Annotated in this window: 21 protein-coding genes; 3 read left to right on the top strand and 18 right to left on the bottom strand. The window is 68.3% G+C overall.

Annotated features, from left to right (window positions below; translation table 11 throughout):
- Nucleotides 1–142: 142 nt before the first annotated feature.
- Entirely contained in the window at nucleotides 143–769 is a 627-nt protein-coding gene (locus tag ACFW0G_RS38190; protein ID WP_378330385.1) for a LysE family translocator, read from the top strand.
- On the opposite strand, the gene ACFW0G_RS38195 is transcribed toward ACFW0G_RS38190, so the two are convergent.
- Genes ACFW0G_RS38195 through ACFW0G_RS38205 form a run of 3 tightly spaced genes read right to left on the bottom strand, consistent with a single transcriptional unit; the run spans nucleotide 766 to nucleotide 3222 of the window.
- The gene (locus tag ACFW0G_RS38195) at nucleotides 766–1974 is read right to left on the bottom strand and encodes an alpha/beta hydrolase family protein (protein ID WP_378330386.1); all 1209 of its coding nucleotides are present in this window, start codon (nucleotides 1972–1974) and stop codon (nucleotides 766–768) included. The genes ACFW0G_RS38190 and ACFW0G_RS38195 overlap by 4 nt on opposite strands.
- Entirely contained in the window at nucleotides 1971–2792 is an 822-nt protein-coding gene (locus ACFW0G_RS38200; RefSeq protein ID WP_378330387.1) for an NmrA family NAD(P)-binding protein, read from the bottom strand. The genes ACFW0G_RS38195 and ACFW0G_RS38200 overlap by 4 nt, the downstream gene beginning before the upstream one ends.
- Nucleotides 2785–3222, bottom strand: a complete 438-nt coding sequence (locus ACFW0G_RS38205; RefSeq protein ID WP_378330388.1) for a nuclear transport factor 2 family protein — start codon at nucleotides 3220–3222, stop codon at nucleotides 2785–2787. The genes ACFW0G_RS38200 and ACFW0G_RS38205 overlap by 8 nt, the downstream gene beginning before the upstream one ends.
- A gap of 94 nt (nucleotides 3223–3316) precedes the next feature.
- Here ACFW0G_RS38205 and ACFW0G_RS38210 point away from each other — a divergent pair, with 94 nt between their 5' ends.
- Nucleotides 3317–3913 carry a TetR/AcrR family transcriptional regulator gene (locus ACFW0G_RS38210; RefSeq protein WP_378330389.1) on the top strand — a complete coding sequence of 199 codons (597 nt, stop codon included), beginning with the start codon at nucleotides 3317–3319 and terminating at the stop codon, nucleotides 3911–3913.
- A gap of 60 nt (nucleotides 3914–3973) precedes the next feature.
- Here ACFW0G_RS38210 and murA read toward each other — a convergent pair whose 3' ends face one another.
- Nucleotides 3974–5248, bottom strand: coding sequence for a UDP-N-acetylglucosamine 1-carboxyvinyltransferase (gene murA / locus ACFW0G_RS38215; RefSeq protein ID WP_378330390.1), 1275 nt, complete (start codon nucleotides 5246–5248; stop codon nucleotides 3974–3976).
- Between the two features lie 99 nt (nucleotides 5249–5347).
- Between murA and ACFW0G_RS38220 the strand changes: the two genes are divergently transcribed.
- Entirely contained in the window at nucleotides 5348–5920 is a 573-nt protein-coding gene (locus ACFW0G_RS38220; protein ID WP_378330391.1) for a cob(I)yrinic acid a,c-diamide adenosyltransferase, read from the top strand.
- Nucleotides 5921–6011: 91 nt separating this feature from the next.
- Here ACFW0G_RS38220 and ACFW0G_RS38225 read toward each other — a convergent pair whose 3' ends face one another.
- The 14 genes from ACFW0G_RS38225 to ACFW0G_RS38290 all read right to left on the bottom strand — a co-directional run bounded on the left by ACFW0G_RS38225 (nucleotide 6012) and on the right by ACFW0G_RS38290 (nucleotide 18712).
- The gene (locus ACFW0G_RS38225) at nucleotides 6012–6164 is read right to left on the bottom strand and encodes a hypothetical protein (RefSeq protein WP_378330392.1); all 153 of its coding nucleotides are present in this window, start codon (nucleotides 6162–6164) and stop codon (nucleotides 6012–6014) included.
- A 157-nt stretch (nucleotides 6165–6321) separates the two neighbouring features.
- On the bottom strand, nucleotides 6322–6756 hold the full coding sequence (locus tag ACFW0G_RS38230) for a DUF2550 domain-containing protein (protein WP_378330393.1): 435 nt from the start codon (nucleotides 6754–6756) through the stop codon (nucleotides 6322–6324).
- Between the two features lie 21 nt (nucleotides 6757–6777).
- On the bottom strand, nucleotides 6778–7143 hold the full coding sequence (locus tag ACFW0G_RS38235) for a F0F1 ATP synthase subunit epsilon (RefSeq protein WP_378330394.1): 366 nt from the start codon (nucleotides 7141–7143) through the stop codon (nucleotides 6778–6780).
- 116 nt (nucleotides 7144–7259) lie between these two features.
- Nucleotides 7260–8687, bottom strand: a complete 1428-nt coding sequence (gene atpD, locus ACFW0G_RS38240; protein ID WP_378330395.1) for a F0F1 ATP synthase subunit beta — start codon at nucleotides 8685–8687, stop codon at nucleotides 7260–7262.
- Nucleotides 8687–9625, bottom strand: a complete 939-nt coding sequence (locus ACFW0G_RS38245) for a F0F1 ATP synthase subunit gamma (protein ID WP_378330396.1) — start codon at nucleotides 9623–9625, stop codon at nucleotides 8687–8689. Before ACFW0G_RS38245 ends, atpD begins: the two co-directional genes overlap by 1 nt.
- Before the next feature lie 11 nt (nucleotides 9626–9636).
- Nucleotides 9637–11277, bottom strand: coding sequence for a F0F1 ATP synthase subunit alpha (gene atpA / locus ACFW0G_RS38250; protein ID WP_378330397.1), 1641 nt, complete (start codon nucleotides 11275–11277; stop codon nucleotides 9637–9639).
- A gap of 57 nt (nucleotides 11278–11334) precedes the next feature.
- Nucleotides 11335–12162 (bottom strand): F0F1 ATP synthase subunit delta, encoded by an 828-nt coding sequence (locus tag ACFW0G_RS38255; protein ID WP_378330398.1) that lies wholly within the window; start codon nucleotides 12160–12162, stop codon nucleotides 11335–11337.
- A 6-nt stretch (nucleotides 12163–12168) separates the two neighbouring features.
- The gene (locus ACFW0G_RS38260; RefSeq protein WP_378330399.1) at nucleotides 12169–12717 is read right to left on the bottom strand and encodes a F0F1 ATP synthase subunit B; all 549 of its coding nucleotides are present in this window, start codon (nucleotides 12715–12717) and stop codon (nucleotides 12169–12171) included.
- A gap of 28 nt (nucleotides 12718–12745) precedes the next feature.
- On the bottom strand, nucleotides 12746–13000 hold the full coding sequence (locus ACFW0G_RS38265) for an ATP F0F1 synthase subunit C (RefSeq protein WP_378330400.1): 255 nt from the start codon (nucleotides 12998–13000) through the stop codon (nucleotides 12746–12748).
- A 55-nt stretch (nucleotides 13001–13055) separates the two neighbouring features.
- Nucleotides 13056–13856, bottom strand: a complete 801-nt coding sequence (gene atpB / locus ACFW0G_RS38270; RefSeq protein WP_378330401.1) for a F0F1 ATP synthase subunit A — start codon at nucleotides 13854–13856, stop codon at nucleotides 13056–13058.
- 392 nt (nucleotides 13857–14248) lie between these two features.
- Nucleotides 14249–14692, bottom strand: coding sequence for a hypothetical protein (locus ACFW0G_RS38275; RefSeq protein WP_378330402.1), 444 nt, complete (start codon nucleotides 14690–14692; stop codon nucleotides 14249–14251).
- A 79-nt stretch (nucleotides 14693–14771) separates the two neighbouring features.
- Nucleotides 14772–15929 (bottom strand): glycosyltransferase family 4 protein, encoded by a 1158-nt coding sequence (locus ACFW0G_RS38280; RefSeq protein ID WP_378330403.1) that lies wholly within the window; start codon nucleotides 15927–15929, stop codon nucleotides 14772–14774.
- Between the two features lie 76 nt (nucleotides 15930–16005).
- Nucleotides 16006–16656, bottom strand: a complete 651-nt coding sequence (locus ACFW0G_RS38285; RefSeq protein WP_378330404.1) for an L-threonylcarbamoyladenylate synthase — start codon at nucleotides 16654–16656, stop codon at nucleotides 16006–16008.
- Between the two features lie 76 nt (nucleotides 16657–16732).
- Nucleotides 16733–18712 (bottom strand): M6 family metalloprotease domain-containing protein, encoded by a 1980-nt coding sequence (locus ACFW0G_RS38290; RefSeq protein ID WP_378330405.1) that lies wholly within the window; start codon nucleotides 18710–18712, stop codon nucleotides 16733–16735.
- Nucleotides 18713–18912 lie beyond the last annotated feature (200 nt).

The following is an 18912-nucleotide window of genomic DNA, read 5'->3' on the forward strand; positions in this document are numbered from 1 at the left end:
AGGTGCCGTAACGGCGCACTCGCGTGATTGGCGGCGTAACTCGCGTGATTGGACGGAGATCTCGCGTGACTGGAGGCGTCAGAAGGGCTGTGACGGAAATCCGCGAGACATCGCCGAGGCCCGGCGGTTAGCGTGGGCAGCCGTGACGTGGAGTTCTTACGGTAGTTACCTGGTCATCGCCGTGCTGATCGTGCTCGCGCCGGGGCCGGACACGATGGTGATGCTCAAGAACGCGCTGTCCGGTGGCACGAAGGGCGGTCTGCTCGCCACCGCGGGGATCTTCGCGGGCAACGCCGTCCAAGGCACCGCCGCCGCGCTCGGGCTCGGGGTCGTCATCGCGAAGTCGCAGCCGGTGTTCCTCACGCTCAAATGGCTCGGTGCGGCCTACCTGCTCTTCCTCGGCTTCCAGGCGCTGCGCGGCGCCTGGCGCGGCGACTACACGGGCGTCACCGAGACCCAGCGCCGGAAGGCGAGCGGGTTCCGGCGCTGGCGCGAGGGGTTCCTGTCCAACATCACCAATCCCAAGGTCCTGGTGCTCTACTTGTCGGTGCTGCCGCAGTTCCTCGACCCGGGCCGCACCACCACCTGGGACGCGCTGGCGCTCGCGTACACCGTCGCGGTGCTGGGCACGGCCTGGCTGCTGGTGCTGCTGTTCTTCGTGCACCGCGTCCGTGCCTGGCTGGAGCGGCGCCGGGTCCGTCGCGCGCTCGACGGAGTCACCGGCACCGCCCTGATCGGCTTCGGCGCAGCGCTCGCGGTGGAGAACTAGAGCGTCCGGTCCAGCCAGTCGTAGATGCGACCGGCGGCCAGGCGCATCGCACCGGCGTGACAGTGCGCGTCGGCGCCTTCCTCGGCGGTGAACGTCAGCAACGTCTTCGGCGCGGTCAGGTGCTCGTACAGCCGCTGCGGTTCGGGCTTGATTTCGTCGTCGCCGTTGAAGAACAGGTCCTCCGTGGCCTCGCACACAAGCACCGGGCAGGTGATCCGCTCGGCGACGCCGTCTTCGAGCGTGTACTGGAGGTACTTGGCGACGAACTCGCGGTCGCTCGCGGCACCCATGACGTACCGGCCGTGGTCAGTCGCCCAGCGCATGGTCGGGCTCGCTTCCCTTGCCGCGGCGAGGATTCCGTCGAGTTCGTCGTCACGCTCGGCGTTGGCGCGGCGCACGATCTCCGCGCGGTCCCACTTCAGGAAGGAGGGCAGGACCGAAGCCGCGTCGTAGACGCCGTCCACCGCGACCAGCGCGGCCAGCCGGGGCTCGAACGCCGCGGCGCGGGGTGCGAGCTCGCCGCCGAGGCTCACCCCGAGCAGCGCGATCTTTTCCTGGTCGACACCGGGCACATCGGCCAGGAAGTCGAGCACCGGGCCGACGACGTTCTCCCAGTCCGGCCGGAAGACCAGCCCGCGGCGGATCGCGCTCGGCTGCCCCGGACCGTCGAAGGTCAGCACGTGATAGCCGCGTTCGACGCCGGCGAGCGCGCCGAAGTAGTGCAGTTCCTCCGCGCTGCCGTCGAACCCGCTGTGCATCACCAGCGTCGGCTTCGGGCCGTCGCCGGGCGCGCGGTAGAGGTAACCGTGCAGAACCGTGCCCTCGTAAGGGATTTCGACCGGTTCGATGGCGGGGCCGAACAGCTCCACCGCGCGGCGGAAAGTCTCCGCGCTCCGGTCGTACGAGTGGTTGATCCGCGGGTCGGCCGGGTTGCCGTGCAGGAAGAATCCCGCCGAGAAGTAGTACGTCGAGGCCCGCATCAGGAGGTCCCGTTCGGTCACCGGGCGCGCCGACTTGGCTTCCTCCGCCAGGCGATCGGCCAGCGCGAGGTAGGCGTCGTGCCAGCTGTCGTAGTCACCCGGCTTGACCTGGGACGCCGCGGCGAGAACCTCGCCGAAGTCCGCGCCGCCGTACGCGGCGTGGCTGAACAGGCGCACGGTCTCGAACCAGAACTGGGCGTCGTCTTCGAACATGAGCTGCTTCATCGGATCTCCTCTTTCACGAAGGTGCGGAACGAACGGGCCGGGGTTCCGGTGACCCGTTCGACGGTCTGGGTGACGCGGTCTTCGGCGCCGCGCTCGATGTACTCGTCCAGCGCGGCGAGCATCGCGGCATACTCGGCGGGCAGGCCGTCGTTCCTCAGCCGCTCGGCGAACTCGTCCGGTGTGACGGTGCGGTGCCGCACCGGACGTCCGGTATGGCGGGCGATGATCTCGGCCGTTTCGGCGTAGCTCAACGCCTCCGGGCCGGTGACGACGCGATCGGTGTTGTGCGGTTCGCCGTCGGTCAGCGCGCGGACCGCGACCGCCGCGATGTCGGCGGCGTCGACGAAGGCAACCCGGGCGTCACCGGTCGCCGTGACGATCTCGCCGTCCCGGACGCCCTGTGCCACCAGGTGCTCGCCGGTGAAGTTCTGCATGAACCACGACGGGCGAAGCACCGTCCACTCCGGCATTTCCGTGCGCACCAGGCGTTGCAGCGCACCGAGCCCCGGAGTGTCCTCGGTGACCGCGGACGAGCTGAGCAGGACGACGCGGCGGACGCCCGCGGTCCGCGCGTCGGCCACGAACGGCTCGACCAGAGACAGCGGCTCGGCGACCCCGATCGGCGCGACGAGGTACACCGCGTGGACGTCGCGGACGGCGTCGGCGTGCGTGGAGCGATCGGTCCAGTCGAACCGGATCTGGCCGGGCTCGACGGGTTTCCGTGTTGCCGCACGGGTTTTCACACCGCGCTCGCGCAGCCCGGCGAGCACCCGGCTGCCGGTGGTCCCGGTGGCGCCGAGGACGAGGACGTCAGGCATCGCGACCACCTGCGAACGCCGCCATGAGTTCGTCCACACCGCCGAGCGCCTCGGCCGCGGCGAGCGGGCTCCAGTAGTCGCGGTAATGCCGGATCTCGCCGTCCCGCACGGTGACGACCGCGATGTAGCTCAGCCGGTACGGCCGCCCGGTGTGGACCGCGACGCCGGCGACCGCGAACTCCGCGATCACCACGGCCGGGTCGACAGTCTCGTGGATCTGCTGCCTGGTGATCGCGCGGATGTCGACGACGGCCGGGTAGTCCCGCAGGTACTCGTGGATCGCGGCATGGCCGTCGAGACGGCTCGGGTATCCGGGTGAAGCGAACGGGAACTCCAGCACGCCGTCCTCGGCCCACAGTCCGGCGAACGCGGACATGTTCTTGGCGAGCAACAGGTTCAGCGCGTACTCGACCAGCTCACGAGGTCGCATGGAAACTCCTTCAACGTTTGGACGATACGGGCCCGTCCCGACGTCGAACATACACGGGACGGTACCGTCCCGTCCACCCGTTACACTGGCCCGTATGAGCCCCCGCAAGCCGACCGGTGCCGCCGTACTGCAGCCCGAGGTCACCCAGGCCATCACCGACGCCGTCCTCGACGAACTCGCCGAGCAGGGCTACGGACGGCTGTCCATGGAAGCCGTCGCGAAACGCGCGGGCGTCGGCAAGAGCGCCTTGTACCGGCGGTGGTCGTCGAAGCAGGAAATGGTGACGGCGGTGGTGTCGGAGTTCAGCGTGGCCCGCGCCGACGTCGAGGACACCGGCTCATTGCGGGGCGACCTGCTGCTGACGCTGGAAGCGTTCCACGAGTGGATAACCCACCCGCAGTTCTCGCGCATTTTTCCCGATCTGGTCGCCGAAGGCGCGCGAACCGTCGAGCAGGCCGAACGCACGCGTCACGCCATCGGCGTCCCCCGGCGGGAACGCGCCGAAGCGATGCTGCGCCGCGCCATCGCCCGCGGCGAACTCCCCGGGGACACCGACCTCGAGATGGCCATGGACCTGCTCGCCGCGCCGATGTACTGGCGTCTCGTGGTGCGCCAGGCCCCGCTGGGCCCGGACTACCTGGACCGCCTCGCCGACCTGTTCCTCCGCGCGCTGGGCGCCAAAAGCCGTTAAGGCCACCTTACGGACGTCAGACGCCCGTAAGGTGGCCTTAACGGCATGTGCCGAGGTGCGTTACGAGCGCTCGGGTTCGCCGCCTACGCGCTCGACGCGGGCGCCGAGGCGGTTGAGGTTCTCCACGAAGTACGGGTAGCCGCGGTCGATGTGGAAGACGTCCCAGACCTCGGTGACGCCGTCCGCGCACAGCCCGGCCAGCACCAGTCCGGCGCCCGCGCGGATGTCCGAGGCCCACACCGGCGCGCTGGAGAGCCGGTCGACACCGCGGACGACGGCGTGGTGGCCGTCGGTGCGGGCGTCGCCGGAGAGCCGGATCATCTCCTCGATGAACCGGAACCGCGCCTCGTAGACGTTCTCGGTGATCATCGACGTGCCTTCGGAGACCGCCGAGAGCGCCACCGCGAACGGCTGCAGGTCGGTCGCGAAGCCCGGGTAGGGCAGCGTCACCCAGTCGACGGCCTTCGGGCGCTCGGGCTGGACGACGCGGAAACCCTTGTCGTCGAACGTGGTGACCTCGGCGCCGGCGAGCCGCAGCTTGTCCAGCACGAGGTCCAGGTGGTGCGGGTTCACCCCGCGCACGGTCAGGTCGCCCCGGGTCATCGAGGCGGCGAACGCCCAGGTGGCGCCGACGATCCGGTCTCCGATCACGCGGTGTTCGGTCGGGTGCAGCTTCTCGACGCCGTGCACGGTGAGCGTCGACGTGCCCGCGCCCTCGATCTTCGCGCCCATCTCGGTGAGCATCGTGCAGATGTCGGCGATCTCGGGCTCGCGCGCGGCGTTGTCGATGATCGTGGTGCCCTCGGCGAGCACGGCCGCCATGAGGATGTTCTCGGTGGCGCCGACGCTCGGGAAGTCCAGCCAGATCTGCGCGCCGTACAGGTTGTCGGCCTTCGCGACCACGCAGCCGTGTTCGATCGTGCTCGTGGCGCCCAGCTTGCGCAGGCCGCTCTGGTGCATGTCCAGCGGACGCGAGCCGATCGCGTCGCCGCCCGGCAGCGCGACGACCGCCTGCTTGAGCCGTCCGACCAGCGGGCCGAGCACGCAGACCGACGCGCGCAGCTTGCCCATCGCCGAAGAGTCCGCGCGGTGCGAAAGCTCCGCCGGGGTGGTGATTTTCGCCGTGTCGCCGTCGATGACGACCTCACAGCCGACACTGCGCAGGACGTCGCCCATCAGCGGGACGTCCAGGATCTGCGGACAGTTCGTGATCGTGGTGGTTCCCTCGGCCAGCAGGGCCGCCGCCATCAGCTTGAGGACGCTGTTCTTGGCGCCGACGACGTCGACCTCGCCGACCAGCCGGGCTCCACCATGCACGTCGAAGTGCTCGCTCATGGCCGCCAATCATGCCCTCTTGCCCACTCTTGCTTTTCAGGGGCCCAGTGCTTTTCAGTGGCCCAGTTGTCTTACGGCGGGCCGGGTAGAGTCGGCTCCATGGTCGTTCGCATCAACCGCGTCTACACGAAGGTCGGCGACAGCGGCACGACGGCGCTGGGGGACGGCTCACGCGTCCCCAAGACGTCCGCGCGGCTGGGCGCCTATGCCGACACGGACGAGGCGAATTCCGTCATCGGACTCGCGATCGCGCTCGGCGGGCTGTCTCCGGAAATCGGCGACGTGCTGCGTGCGGTGCAGAACGATCTCTTCGACGTCGGCGCGGATCTGTGCCTGCCGATCCAGGAGAACCCGCCCTACGAACCGTTGCGCATCACCGAGAAGTACCTCGAACGCCTCGAAGGCTGGTGCGACGAGTTCAACGAGCGGCTGCCGAAGCTGACGTCGTTCATCCTGCCCGGCGGCACCCCCGGCGCCGCCTTCCTGCACCAGGCCCGCACCGTCTCCCGCCGCGCCGAACGCTCCGCCTGGGCCCTGCTGGAAGCCGAGCCGGACACCACGAACCCCATCGCCGCGAAGTACCTGAACCGCCTGTCGGACCTGCTGTTCATCCTCGCCCGCCTGGCCAACCCGGACGGCGACGTCCTCTGGCAACCCGGCGGCGCCCCCTGATCACGCGAGATCTCCGCCTGATCACGCGAGTTCGCCATCCAGGTACGCGAGCCGACCGTTCAGGTACGCGAGTTCGCCGGAACGGTACCGCTCAGCCCTGTTCTTGCGCCGCCCAGTAACGCTCGAGGTCGACGTCCGGAGTCGAGTCCTGGCCCGGCTCCACGGCCTTCGTGGTGATGATGTCCTCCAGCCGGACCGGTTCGGGAAGCTTCGCCCAGCCCTGCTGACGCTCGATGTCTTCCATACGTCGAGGGTAGCCCCGCACAGCGGCTCGATGGCGCGGCGGAAATGCCGTCACCGACGGTCGGTTCACGTACCCGGAAGGTCGGCTCGCGTGCCTGGATGGTCGGTTCGCGTGTTTGGCGGGAGAACTCGCGTGATTGGGCGGAGATCTCGCGCGATCAGGAGGCGCGGGGGAGACGGCGGCCGGGAGGGGCCGATTCGAGCCAGGAGAGGAAGCCGGTGAGGGCGCCGGGGCCCATGGCGATTTCGATGGCTTCCTGGGTCGAGGATTCGCAGCGGAGGACGGTGGAGCCGTCGGGGACGGCGTAGGCCTCGGTGCCGGAGGGATCGCGACGGTCGGCGATCTGCATGCTTTCCCGCTGGAAAACCCGGTCCGGACCAGTACGGAGGCTCCAGACACGGAACCAGACGAACTCGTCACCCTCGTAGCGGCCGAGCCCGAGATGCCAGCTGGACCGCTCGTTGTCCGGACGCCACCGCAGCGCGACGCTCACGCCACCGCCGCGGCGCATCCGGACCCATCGCCACCCGTACCAGGCGACGAGAACCACGAGCACGATCAGGAGCCCCAGCACCACCAAGGTGATTTCCACGGCGCGGCCCCTGTCGCTCGATCAGACCGATTGACCGGCCGCGCGCAGCTGGGCCGATGCCCTCGCCCGCTCTGTCTCGTCCTCGGCGGTCAAGGCCGCCTTCGCGGCGTTGACGTCGATCTCGTCGGAAAGCTCGGCGCTCTCGGCGAGGACGCTGACCCCGGTGGCGGTGACCGAGAGGAAACCGCCGTGGACCGCGGCGCAGACCGTTTCGCCGTCCGTGGTCGTCACTTTCACGACGCCACCCTCGACCAGCTGGCCGAGCACGGGCTCGTGACCAGGCATGACGCCGATCTCGCCCTCGGTGGTCTGGGCCACCACGAAAGTGGCGGTACCCGACCAGAGACGGCGCTCGACGGCCACCAGCTCGACGGACATCTCAGCCACGTAGGACTCCTTCAGTTCGGGCGTTACCACCGAGTGTAATAGCAACAGGTCCGGTTACGAGACGGGCGGGGTCTTCAGTCCACAATGGACATCGACCCCGCCCGGCTCAGCGGGAATCACTTCTTGGTGATTTCCTTGTACTTCTTCTCCAGGTCCTCCAGACCACCGATACCCAGGAACGCCTGCTCCGGGTAGTGGTCGAAGTCACCCTTGGTGATGCGGTCGAACGACTCGATGGTCTCCGACAGCGGCACCGTCGAACCGGGCTGACCGGTGAACGCCTCGGCGACCAGCATGTTCTGCGACAGGAACCGCTCGATGCGGCGCGCGCGCTGAACGGTCAGCTTGTCCTCTTCCGAGAGCTCGTCCATACCGAGGATCGCGATGATGTCCTGCAGCTCCTTGTACTTCTGCAGGATCCGGATGACCTCGGAGGCGACCCGGTAGTGGTCCTCACCGACGATGGCCGGGTCGAGAATGGTCGACGTCGACGCCAGCGGGTCCACCGCCGGGAAGATGCCCTTCTGGAACACGCCACGCGAAAGCTCGGTGGTGGCGTCCAGGTGGGCGAACGTCGTCGCCGGGGCCGGGTCGGTGTAGTCGTCCGCGGGCACGTAGATCGCCTGCATCGAGGTGATCGACCGGCCACGGGTCGAGGTGATCCGCTCCTGCAGCTGCCCCATCTCGTCGGCCAGCGTCGGCTGGTAACCCACGGCCGAAGGCATGCGGCCCAGCAGGGTCGAGACCTCGGAACCGGCCTGGGTGAACCGGAAGATGTTGTCGATGAACAGCAGCACGTCCTGGTTCTGGACGTCGCGGAAGTACTCCGCCATGGTCAGCGCGGACAGCGCGACGCGCATACGCGTGCCCGGCGGCTCGTCCATCTGCCCGAACACCAGCGCGGTGTCGTTGATGACGCCGTCCTCGGACATCTCCAGGAAGAGGTCGTTGCCCTCACGGGTGCGCTCGCCGACCCCGGCGAACACCGACGTACCACCGAAGTTCCGGGCGACACGGGTGATCATCTCCTTGATGAGCACCGTCTTGCCGACGCCGGCACCGCCGAACAGGCCGATCTTGCCACCCTGCACGTACGGGGTCAGCAGGTCGACGACCTTGAGGCCGGTCTCCAGCATCTCCGTCTTGCCCTCGAGCTGGTCGAAGGAAGGCGGGTTGCGGTGGATGCCCCAGCGCTCGAGGTCCTCGCCGTAGCCGGGCTCGTCGAGGCACTCGCCGAGCGCGTTGTAGACGTGGCCCTTGACCTTGTCGCCGACCGGGACGGTGATCGGCTTGCCGGTGTCGGTGACCTCGGCGCCGCGGACCAGACCGTCCTGCGGCTGCAGGGAGATCGTGCGGACGAGGTTGTCACCGAGGTGGCTGGCGACCTCGAGGGTCACCGTCTTGCGCAGCTGCTCGAACTCGATGTCGACCTTGAGCGCGTTGAACTGGTCGGGAACGGAACCGCGCGGGAACTCGACGTCAACGACCGGCCCGGTCACCGACACGATGCGCCCCTTGGCGCGCGGGGTTTCAGTACTGGTCATCAGTCATCACTTCCTGCTGCGGTCAGCGCGTTCGCGCCACCAACGATTTCGGAGATCTCCTGGGTGATCTGGGCCTGACGCGCCTGGTTCGCCTCCCGCGTCAGCGTGTTCACCAGTTCGTTCGCGTTGTCCGACGCGGCCTTCATCGCCGTCCGCCGCGCGGCCAGCTCGGACGCGGCCGATTCCAGCAACGCCGCGAAGATCCGCGTGTTGATGTACTTCGGCAGCAACGCGGCCAGCAGCTTGTCGGCGCTCGGCTCGAACTCGTAGCTCGGAAGCAGCCCGGCGGGCTTCTCCTCTTCGCCCTCCGAGTACTCGACCTCCAGCGGGGCGACCCGCTTGGCGACCGGCTTCTGCGTCAGCATCGAAACGAACTCGGTGTAGACCACGTGGATCTCGTCGACCCCGGCGACGCCGTCGGCGTTGCCGGTCGTGTCGTCCGCTCCGGCGAGGAACGACTCGACCAGCGTCTCCCCGGCCTCCGCCGCGCTGGCGTAGCCGGGCTGGTCGGAGAAGCCCGTCCAGCTGTCGGTCACCGGACGGCCGCGGAACCGGTAGTAGTTCAGCCCCTTGCTGCCGGTGACGTAGACCTGGGCTTCCTTGCCCTCTTCACGGAGCAGGGCAAGGAGTTCCTCGGTGGCACGCAGCACGTTGGCGTTGTAGCCACCGCACTGACCCTTGTCACTGGTCACCACGAGCACCGCGGCGCGCTTCGGGTTCGGCCGCTCGACGAGGAGCGGGTGGTCCAGGTTCGCCGCCGCACCGGCCAGCGCCGAGAGCACCTTGGTGATCTCGTCCGCGTACGGCCGGGAAGCGGCGACCTTCGCCCGCGCCTTGGTGATGCGCGCGGTGGCGATGAGCTCCATCGCCTTGGTGATCTTGCCGATCGACTTGGTCGCCTTGATGCGCGACCGAAGTTCCCGGAGTTGTGCGGCCATGAGCTACCCGCTTACTTCTTCGGGGCGGGCTTGTTGACCTTGACGGTCTCGTGCCCGACCTTGTCGGCGTCCATCGCGTCGGCGTCCGCCTCGACCAGGTTCTTGCCCTCGGAGGTGGTGAACTCCTTCTTGAACTCGTTCACCGCGTTGACCAGGCCCTCGCGAGCCTCGTCCGAGAACTTGCCCGTGTCGCGGATCGAGCCGAGGACGTCGGCGTGCTTGCGACGGGCCGAGTCGAGGAACTCGTGGTTGAACCGGCGGACGTCCTCGGTGGGCACCGAGTCGAAGTGCCCGTTCGTGCCGAGGTACACCGTGGCGACCTGCTCCTCGACCGGGATCGGCGAGTACTGCGGCTGCTTGAGCACCTCGTACAGCCGGACACCACGCTCGAGCTGCGCCTTCGACGCGTCGTCGAGGTCCGAGGCGAAGGCGGCGAACGCCTCCAGCTCGCGGTACTGCGACAGGTCGATACGCAGCGAACCCGAGACGTCCTTCAGCGCCTTGACCTGCGCGGCACCACCCACGCGGGAAACCGAGATACCCACGTCGATGGCCGGGCGCTGACCGGCGTTGAACAGGTCCGACTGGAAGAAGCACTGGCCGTCGGTGATCGAGATGACGTTGGTCGGGATGTAGGCCGACACGTCGTTCGCCTTGGTCTCGATGATCGGCAGCCCGGTCAGCGAGCCGGCGCCCAGCTCGTCCGACAGCTTCGCGCAGCGCTCCAGCAGACGGGAGTGCAAGTAGAAGACGTCGCCGGGGAACGCCTCGCGGCCCGGCGGGCGGCGCAGCAGCAGCGAGATCGCGCGGTAGGCGTCGGCCTGCTTGGTCAGGTCGTCGAACACGATGAGGACGTGCTTGCCCTCGTACATCCAGTGCTGGCCGATGGCCGAACCGGTGTACGGCGCGATCCACTTGAAGCCCGCGGAGTCCGAAGCCGGGGCGGCGACGATGGTGGTGTACTCCATCGCGCCCGCGTCCTCGAGGGACTTCTTCACCGAGGCGATCGTGGAGCCCTTCTGGCCGACCGCGACGTAGATGCAGCGAACCTGCTTCTTCGGGTCGCCGGTCTCCCAGTTGGCCTTCTGGTTGATGATCGTGTCCACCGCGACCGCGGTCTTGCCGGTCTTGCGGTCGCCGATGATCAGCTGGCGCTGGCCGCGCCCGATCGGGGTCATCGCGTCGATCGCGGTGATCCCGGTCTGCATCGGCTCGGCCACCGGCTGGCGCTCGACCACCGAAGCGGCCTTGACCTCCAGCGGACGGCGGCCGGTGGTCTCGACCTCGCCGAGACCGTCGATCGGCTGGCCGAGCGGGTTCACGACGCGGCCGAGGTAGCCGTCGCCGACCGGCACGGACAGGACCTGCCCGGTGCGCTTGACCTGCTGACCCTCTTCGACGCTTTCGAAGTCGCCGAGGATCGCGGCACCGATCTCGCGCGCGTCCAGGTTCAGCGCGACGCCGAGGACGCCGCCCGGGAACTCCAGCAGCTCGTTGGCCATGGCCGAGGGCAGACCCTCGACGTGGGCGATACCGTCACCGGCGTCGACCACGACGCCAACTTCTTCCCGGCTCACGTCCGGGGCGTAACTCGAGACGTAGTTCTCGATCGCGCTACGGATCTCATCCGAGGAGATCGTCAGCTCGGCCATGTCTTTCCCGCTCTCGCTTCGTTCTTGCCAGTGTGCAAAGTCTTGTGTGACGCCGGTTCAAGCCCGGGCGAGGCGCCGGCGCAGCGAGGCCAGCTGGCCCGCGGTGCTGCCGTCGATGACCTCGTCGCCGACTCGGACGACGAGACCGCCGCCGAGGGCCGGGTTCACTTCGACGTGCAAGGCGATCGGCCGCCCGTAGAGGTCGTTGAGCTTCGTGCCCAGCTGGGCGGTCTGCTCGTCCGACAGCGCGTTGGCACTGGTCACGTACGCGACCGAGCGCTCCCGGCGTTCCGCAGCCAGCTTGACCAGCTTGTCGAGCCCGACGCCGACCCCACGTCCCTTGGCACGGCGCACGACCTGCTCGACCAGGGTCTCGACGACCGGGTCGACCTTGCCGGCGAACAGCCCGCGCACGAGGGTCCGCTTGGCTTCGGCGGAACCGGCCAGGTCCGACAGCGCGGCCTCCAGCTCCGGGGCGCCCGCGACGATCCGCGAGACCTGGAACAGCTGGGACTCGACGGTGTCGACGTTCCCGGACTTCTCCGCGGCGGTCAGCAGCGCCGAGTGGCCGAGCGACTCGAGCCCGTCGACCAGCTGACGGGGGCTGGACCAGCGGCTGCCTGCCACAACGTCGAGCACCTTCAGCGCCGGATCGCCCAGCTTTCCGTCGAACAGCCGGCGCACCAGCCCGGTGCGGGACTCCGGCGCGGCCGAGGCGTCACTCACCGCCCGGCGCAGGCCGATCTCGGCGTCCAGCAGGTCGACGACCGAAAGCAGTTCGTCGCCGACCGTCGAGGACACGGCCGCGTCGGCGCCCGCCAGAACCTCGCCGAGGCGTTCCTCGGCGAGGCCGAGCGCTTCACGGCTCGCAGCATGCAGCGTCATCCTGGTCTACTTTCCCGCTCCGTTGGAGGCACCGGCGGTCTCCAGCTCCGCGAGGAACCGGTCGACGGTGCCGCGACGGCGCGCCTCGTCCTCGAGCGACTCACCGACGATGCGGCTGGCCAGCTCGACGGCGTTGCGGCCCATGTCGGCCCGCAGCTCGGCGACGATCTGCGCCTTCTGGGCCTGCAGCTGAGCCTGCCCGGCAGCGACGATGCGCTGGGACTCGGCCTCGGCCTCGGCACGCAGCTCCGCCTTGATCTGCTCGGCCTCGAGCCGCGCGTCGTCGCGGATCTTCGCGGCTTCGGACCGCGCCTCGGCCAGCTGCGCCTTGTACTGCGCCAGCGCCTCTTCGGCTTCGGCCTGGGCCTTTTCCGCCTTCTCGATGCCGCCCTCGATCTTCTGCGCGCGCTCCTCGTACATGGCCTCGAAACGAGGAACGACGTACTTCTTGAGGATGAACAGCAGGATGAGGAAGGCGACGAGGCCGAGGATCAGTTCCGGAACATTCGGAATGATCGGATTTTCCGCTGCCAGCACCATTTCGGTCTTCAGCACAACGTCTCCTTACGCGAGAGCGGACGACTCAGGCGGAGGCGATGAAGTAGATGACGATACCGATCAGGGCGAGCACCTCGGTGAGCACGAAGGTTCCGTAACCGATGCTCTGCAGCTTGCCCTGGGCCTCCGGCTGACGCGCGGTGCCGTTGATGACGGCGGCGAAGATCAGACCCACACCGATACCGGGGCCGATCGCGCCGAGACCGTAACCGATGGCGGCGAGACCCTTGTTGAGGTTGACGGTCTCGGCGGCCTGCTGGGCCAGAACGATGTTGCTCACGTGCATTTCCCTTCACTTCGGTCCACGCGCTCGCGCGGATCGGGGGCTTGTGTTCTCAGTGCTCCGACGCCAGTGCGGCGCCGATGTACCCCGCGGACAGCAGGGCGAAGATGTAGGCCTGCAGGATCTGGATGAAGGCCTCGAGGAAAGTCATCAGGATGGTCACGATCCAGGCGACCAGCGACACCGGCTTGAGCGCCCAGCTCGAGGTCTCCAGCAGCAGGAATTCGCCGCCGAGGGTGAACACCACGATCATCAGGTGGCCGGCGAACATCGCGGCGAAAACCCGGATGGCCAGCGTGAGCGGCGTGAGGAAGAACTTCGTCGCGAACTCGATCACGCTGTAGAGCGGGAGCACGAAGCCGGGAACGCCGGGCGGGGCCAGTTCCTTCTTCAGGTAACCGCCGAGACCGTGCTTGCGAATGCCCACGAAGTGGTAGATCGGGTAGACGACGAACAGCGACATCGCCAGCGGGAAGGCGATCCGGCCCAGTGTCGGGAACTGGAAGAACGGAATGATCCCGAACAGGTTGTTCACCAGGCAGAAGGTGAACAGCGCGAGCACCAGGGGCACGTACGGCTTGAATTCCTTCGCGCCGATCTGCTCACGCGTGATGCTGTTGCGGCTGAAGTTGTAGATGCCCTCGACGAAGAACTGCCCCTTGCCGGGAACCACCTTGAGCCTGCGCGAGGCCAGCAGGAAGTACACCGAGATGAGCGCCACCGAGATGATGGCGAGCAGCATCGGCTTGGTGAAACTGCCCCAATACCCCGACCCGAAGATGGGGGGCAGGTCGAAGGCCTCGGCACCGGGCGGGGTGAAGGTCCCGCCCTCGGTCAGTACCAGCGCGCCCACTGGGCTCCTTCCGGTTCTCCCGGCCGGCGTTCACTCCGCCGGGGGAATCGTCACGATCTGGACTTAACGTACCCGACACGTATCGGGCCGTTAGAGGCGGCTACCCCACTGTGCGGTGAACGTGGTCTCACGCTACGCACACACCGGAATTCCAGGTGAACGCTCCGCAAACGGGTACCTACCAGCGGAGACGGAACGAGCCATACGGTCGCCACGCTGCTGATCGCGGTTCGTCTGAGGAGGCGTGCGACGCAGGGTCGCCGCCTATGACGCGGACCTTATCAGCCGGTCAGGAAGTGCCGTACAGGCGTACTCCTAACCAGGGACGAACCAGCCGATCGGCCGAGGACGTAGGTCCCGAACCGCCCAGGACCCTGGTCCTGACAACGTGGTCAGGCCGGGATGATGGTCGGGATCCTGGTGCGCCGGAACGCGACGAACTCGACACCGGCGGCCAGCAGAATGGCCGCGATCATGGTGATGCCCAGCGAAAGCGGGTGCAGCACGGAGACGCCCTTCAACAGGGTCAGCGCTCCGAACAGGACGATGAGCTTGATGACGTAGCTGCCGAGCGCGGTCACCATCACGAACATCGGGTCAAGGCCCGCGCTGAAGCGCATCATGCCGAGCGTCGCCAGCGAGGAAAGGAACGCGAGCACGCCACCGACCAGCGACCCGAGCAGGCCCGGAACGCCGTTCAGGATCGTGAACAGCACGATGCACGCGACGATGACGGGCGGGACGAACGTCAAGGAGGCCTTGGTCATCGCGCTGGCGGCCTGCAGCACCACCTTGGCGTGCGGGTTCTCCTGCTCGGTCTTCTCGGTCTCGCTCACCACACGGCTCCCTGGTCGGTTCGACACGCCAGTGTAATGCCGCACGTCACGGGGGTCCCGGGCGCGTGCGGCGAGACACTCACGTGGAGTGCTGGTTGCGCGATTTGAGCCGGGGCACGATCGACACCAGCGCCGCGAGCACCAGGCCGAAGCCGACGATCCAGAACACCGCCACGCTGTTGAACAACGTCACCGAAACCGCGCCGAACGCGAGGATCCCCGCCCACAGGTAGATGAGCAGCACGGCCCGGCGCTGCGAATGCCCGATCTCGAGCAGGCGGTGGTGCAGGTGCATCTTGTCCGCGGCGAACGGGCTCTCGCCGCGGCGGGTGCGGCGGATGACGGCCATGATCAGGTCCAGCAGCGGCACGAAGAGCACCGCGGCCACCACCAGCAGCGGCGAAAGCAGCGCGAGCGCGTCGGAACCGGAGAACTGCGTGTAGGACACCCGGCCGGACGCCGAGGTCGTCGCGCCCGCCAGCATCAGGCCGATCATCATCGACCCGGAGTCGCCCATGAAGATCTTCGCGGGCTGGAAGTTGTAGGGCAGGAACCCCAGACAGGCCCCGGCGAGCGTGGCCGCGATGAGCGCGGGCGGGTACGCGCCGACGTCGCCCCCGGAGGAGTCCAGCAGGCCGAGCGAGAACGCGCAGGTCGCCGTCGCGGCGATGAAGCCGAGGCCGCCCGCGAGCCCGTCGAGGCCGTCGACGAAGTTCATCGCGTTGACCATGACCACGACGAGCACGACGGTCAGCAGCGCGCCCTGGTTCTTGTCCAGCACGAGCACCGAGCCGAACGAGTCCGCGTTGCCGCCCCACGGCACCCAGAACGACACCCACTGCACGCCGAACAGGACCAGGATCCCGGCACACATGACCTGGCCGGCGAGCTTCGTCCAGGCGTCGAGCTCGAACCGGTCGTCCAGCGCGCCGATGAGCGAGATGACCCCGGCGCCGAGCAGCACGCCGACGGAGTCGAAGGAGAAGCCGAAGCTGCGGGACAGCGCGGGCAGATGGCTCGCGAGCCCCATCGCGGCGGCGATCCCGAGGTAGATGCCGACGCCGCCCATGCGCGGGATCGGCGCGACGTGCACGTCGCGGGCACGCGGGTTGGCGATCGCGCCGATCTTGATGGCGAACCGGCGGACGAGGCCGGTGAGCAGGAACGTCACAGCCGTCGCGGTCAGCGCGACGAGGATGTACTCCCGGATCGGGAGAAGGCCTTGAACGGGCGGCACTAGCGCGTCACGTCCGCACGGGTCGCAGTCACGGCGGACACGCTACCGCGCCCGCCGCCGGGGCCGGAAAAGGGCTTCACACCAGCGTTTCCGCGGGCACCCCGAGCACTTCGGCGACCGCCGCCGTGCTCACCGCGCCCTCACGGAGGATCACCGGGTCGCTGCCGGTCAGATCGACCATGGTGGACGGCACGGGCTCGCCGCTCGACCCGCCGTCGAGGTAGACCGCGACCGACTCGCCGAGCTGCTCCTGCGCCTCCTGCGCGGTGGACGCGGGCGGGCGGCCGGAGACGTTCGCGCTCGACACGGCCATCGGGCCGACGTCGCGCAGCAGCTCCAGCGCCACCGGGTGCAGCGGCATCCGGAGCATGACCGTGCCGCGCGACTGGCCGAGGTCCCAGCGCAGGCTCGGCGCGTGCGGGAGCACAATGGACAGATCGCCAGGCCAGAACGCCTCGATCAGCGCCCGCGCCTGCGGCGGCACCCCGAGCACCAGGCCGTCCACTGTGGACCACGAACCGACGAGCACGCCGACCGGCATGTCCGGGCCGCGGTTCTTGGCCCGCAGCAGCGCCTGGACCGCGCCGGTGTCGAAGGCGTCCGCGCCGATGCCGTAGACCGTGTCGGTGGGCATGACGACCAGCCGGCTCGAACGCACCGCGCCCGCCGCCGCCGCCAGCCCGTCGGCCCGCGAATCCCGCTTGCTGCAGTCGTACACCGCGCTCATGCCGCCAAGACTAGCCCCGCACCAGACTCGCGAGCGTTCCGGACGGTTAGAACCGGCCGGAACGCTCACGAGTCCTTTACCCGACGGCGACGCAGGTGGTGGTCGCGGACTTCGACGGGTCGCTCACCGACGTCGCGGTGAGCCGCACCTTCGCGACCGGGGCCGCGTCGGAACCGTGCCTGGCGTACGCGACCGCGTTCGCCTGCTCGCCGAACTTCGCGGTGGCCAGTTCGTTCGGCAGCCGGACCTGCCAGCCGCGGGCGTCGGTGGACGCGCTCAGCCGGTAGGTGTCGCTGTCGAACGGAGCGGCCGCGCCCCGCGACGCACCGGTGTTGAACAGCGTGAAGTCGCACCTGGCCAGGCCACGCCGGGCGAAGGCGGCCGACGACGGCCATGCCGCGACACCCCTCGCCTGGTCGCCGGAGCCGTCCAGCGAAGCCACGGTGACCGTGTACGAGAGGATGCCCTTCTTGTCCCGCTGGACATCGGTGACCAGGAAGCGCAGCCGGTTGGCCTGATCCGTGTACTCGTAGGGACCGGCCGCCTCGGTACCCGCCTTGAAGGTGGCGTCGTTGAGCTGCCGGTAGTCACCGATCGTGATCTTCACCGGCGTTCCGTCCGGTTTGGTGTAATCGGTGAGGTTGATGTCCTCCGGGTGGGCGTCGATGATCCACTCGAACGGGGCGTCGTCCCGGTTCTTGGTCTTGGCGATCAGCACCCCGGAGTCCGGCGTGAACGAGTCCGATCCCATCCGGTCGACGACCTCGACGGTGTAGTTCTGGTAGCCGCCGCCATCACAGAACGGATCCTTGGACCGGTCGCATTTCGGCGACTTGTCCCCGCCGGGCAGTGCGATCGTGATGCCGCTGTAGGCACCCGGCTCGGGGACGGCCACCCGCGCGGTGACCCGCGCCGACACGGGGCCGGACTTCGCCAGCTGGTCCCGGTCGAGTTTCAGGACGTCGTCCGGATCGACGATGCCGAGCTTCATCTTGTTGCGCAGCATGTGCTGCGCGCCCATCGAACCGCCCTGGGTCGCGGGGATCTGCCAGCGCGTGTGCGGGCCGCCGGGACCGTTGAAAGTGCCGCGCGACAGCATTTCCCACGGTCCACTGTAGTCCCGCGAAGGCGGTTTTCCGAACGGGTTGTTGTAATTGTCACCGATTCCGAGAATGTGGCTGAATTCGTGCGCGAACACCGACTGACCGGAACTTTCCGCCTGGGTGGACGAACCGTTGGCGGCGTTGGGCCAGATGCTCGCGGCCGATTTCCACGACGTCCACGGGACGTACCGGGTGGCGGCCCAGTTCGGCAGGCCGCTGCCCTTCGGCGGGCCGAAGGCGTCCGGCACGTTCTCCTTGGCGCCGAACTTCATCTCGCCGAATTCCTGCCACGTCGAACTCTCGTCCTGGCCGGCGGAAAGGTAGAAGACGAAGTCGAAGTTCTTCGTGGCGTCGCCGACATCGGCCCGCCACGCGGCGCCCGCGTCCGTGCGCAGATCGCGACGGCAGTTCGATCCCGGCGGGCACGCGTTCTGGAAGTCCATGCCGTATTCGAACGACTTCCCCGGCATCCGGTACGGCCCGAACGCGGTCAGCTGGACGCCGAAGCGGCCCGCGGAATCCTCCATCCAGTATTCGTTGATGGTGTGCCCTCGGTTGAGCGTTCCCGGTTTGTTCAGGAAATCCTGATAGAACTTCGCGACCCCGGCACGTGGGACGTTGTTCGCCTCCACCGAAGGATTCCCGAACACGGTCGAGTGCGGTGCCTGCGTGACCGCGAACTCCTGGTCCGGGTAGTCGGCGAGGACGACGGCGCCCTTGAAGGCGCGCTTGGTCGGTTTCAGTGACGGGTCGGCCCAGTTCGTGCCCGGCACCTTGCGGTAGTCGTCCCACGTCATGTCGTACTGGTTCTTCCAGTGCGACGCGTCGATCGGGGCGGGCCAGTCACGGACGAGCGGTTCGGCGACTGCCGTGGCGGTGGACAGGCCGGGCAGGAGAACGGCCGTGGCGAACACGGCGGCGATGGTGGTGCGGCGTCGGATCCTGGCGCGCATGCGCGGGCTCCTCCCTGAGACCGCCCCCATGACGGCCTCGAAGATCGACGGTAGGAGCCCGCACCAGGGCGCGGGAAAGGTCTACCCGCTTGCCGCACAACGAAAGTCGGGCAGCGTGGGCTGAAGGGGACCTTCGTCTCACCGGACGCGCTGTAAGGGGTGGTGAAAGCCCGGCGCCCCCGCGAAGAACCCCACAGACC

It is taken from the genome of Amycolatopsis sp. NPDC058986 (assembly GCF_042741125.1).
Classification (GTDB): Bacteria; Actinomycetota; Actinomycetes; order Mycobacteriales; family Pseudonocardiaceae; genus Amycolatopsis.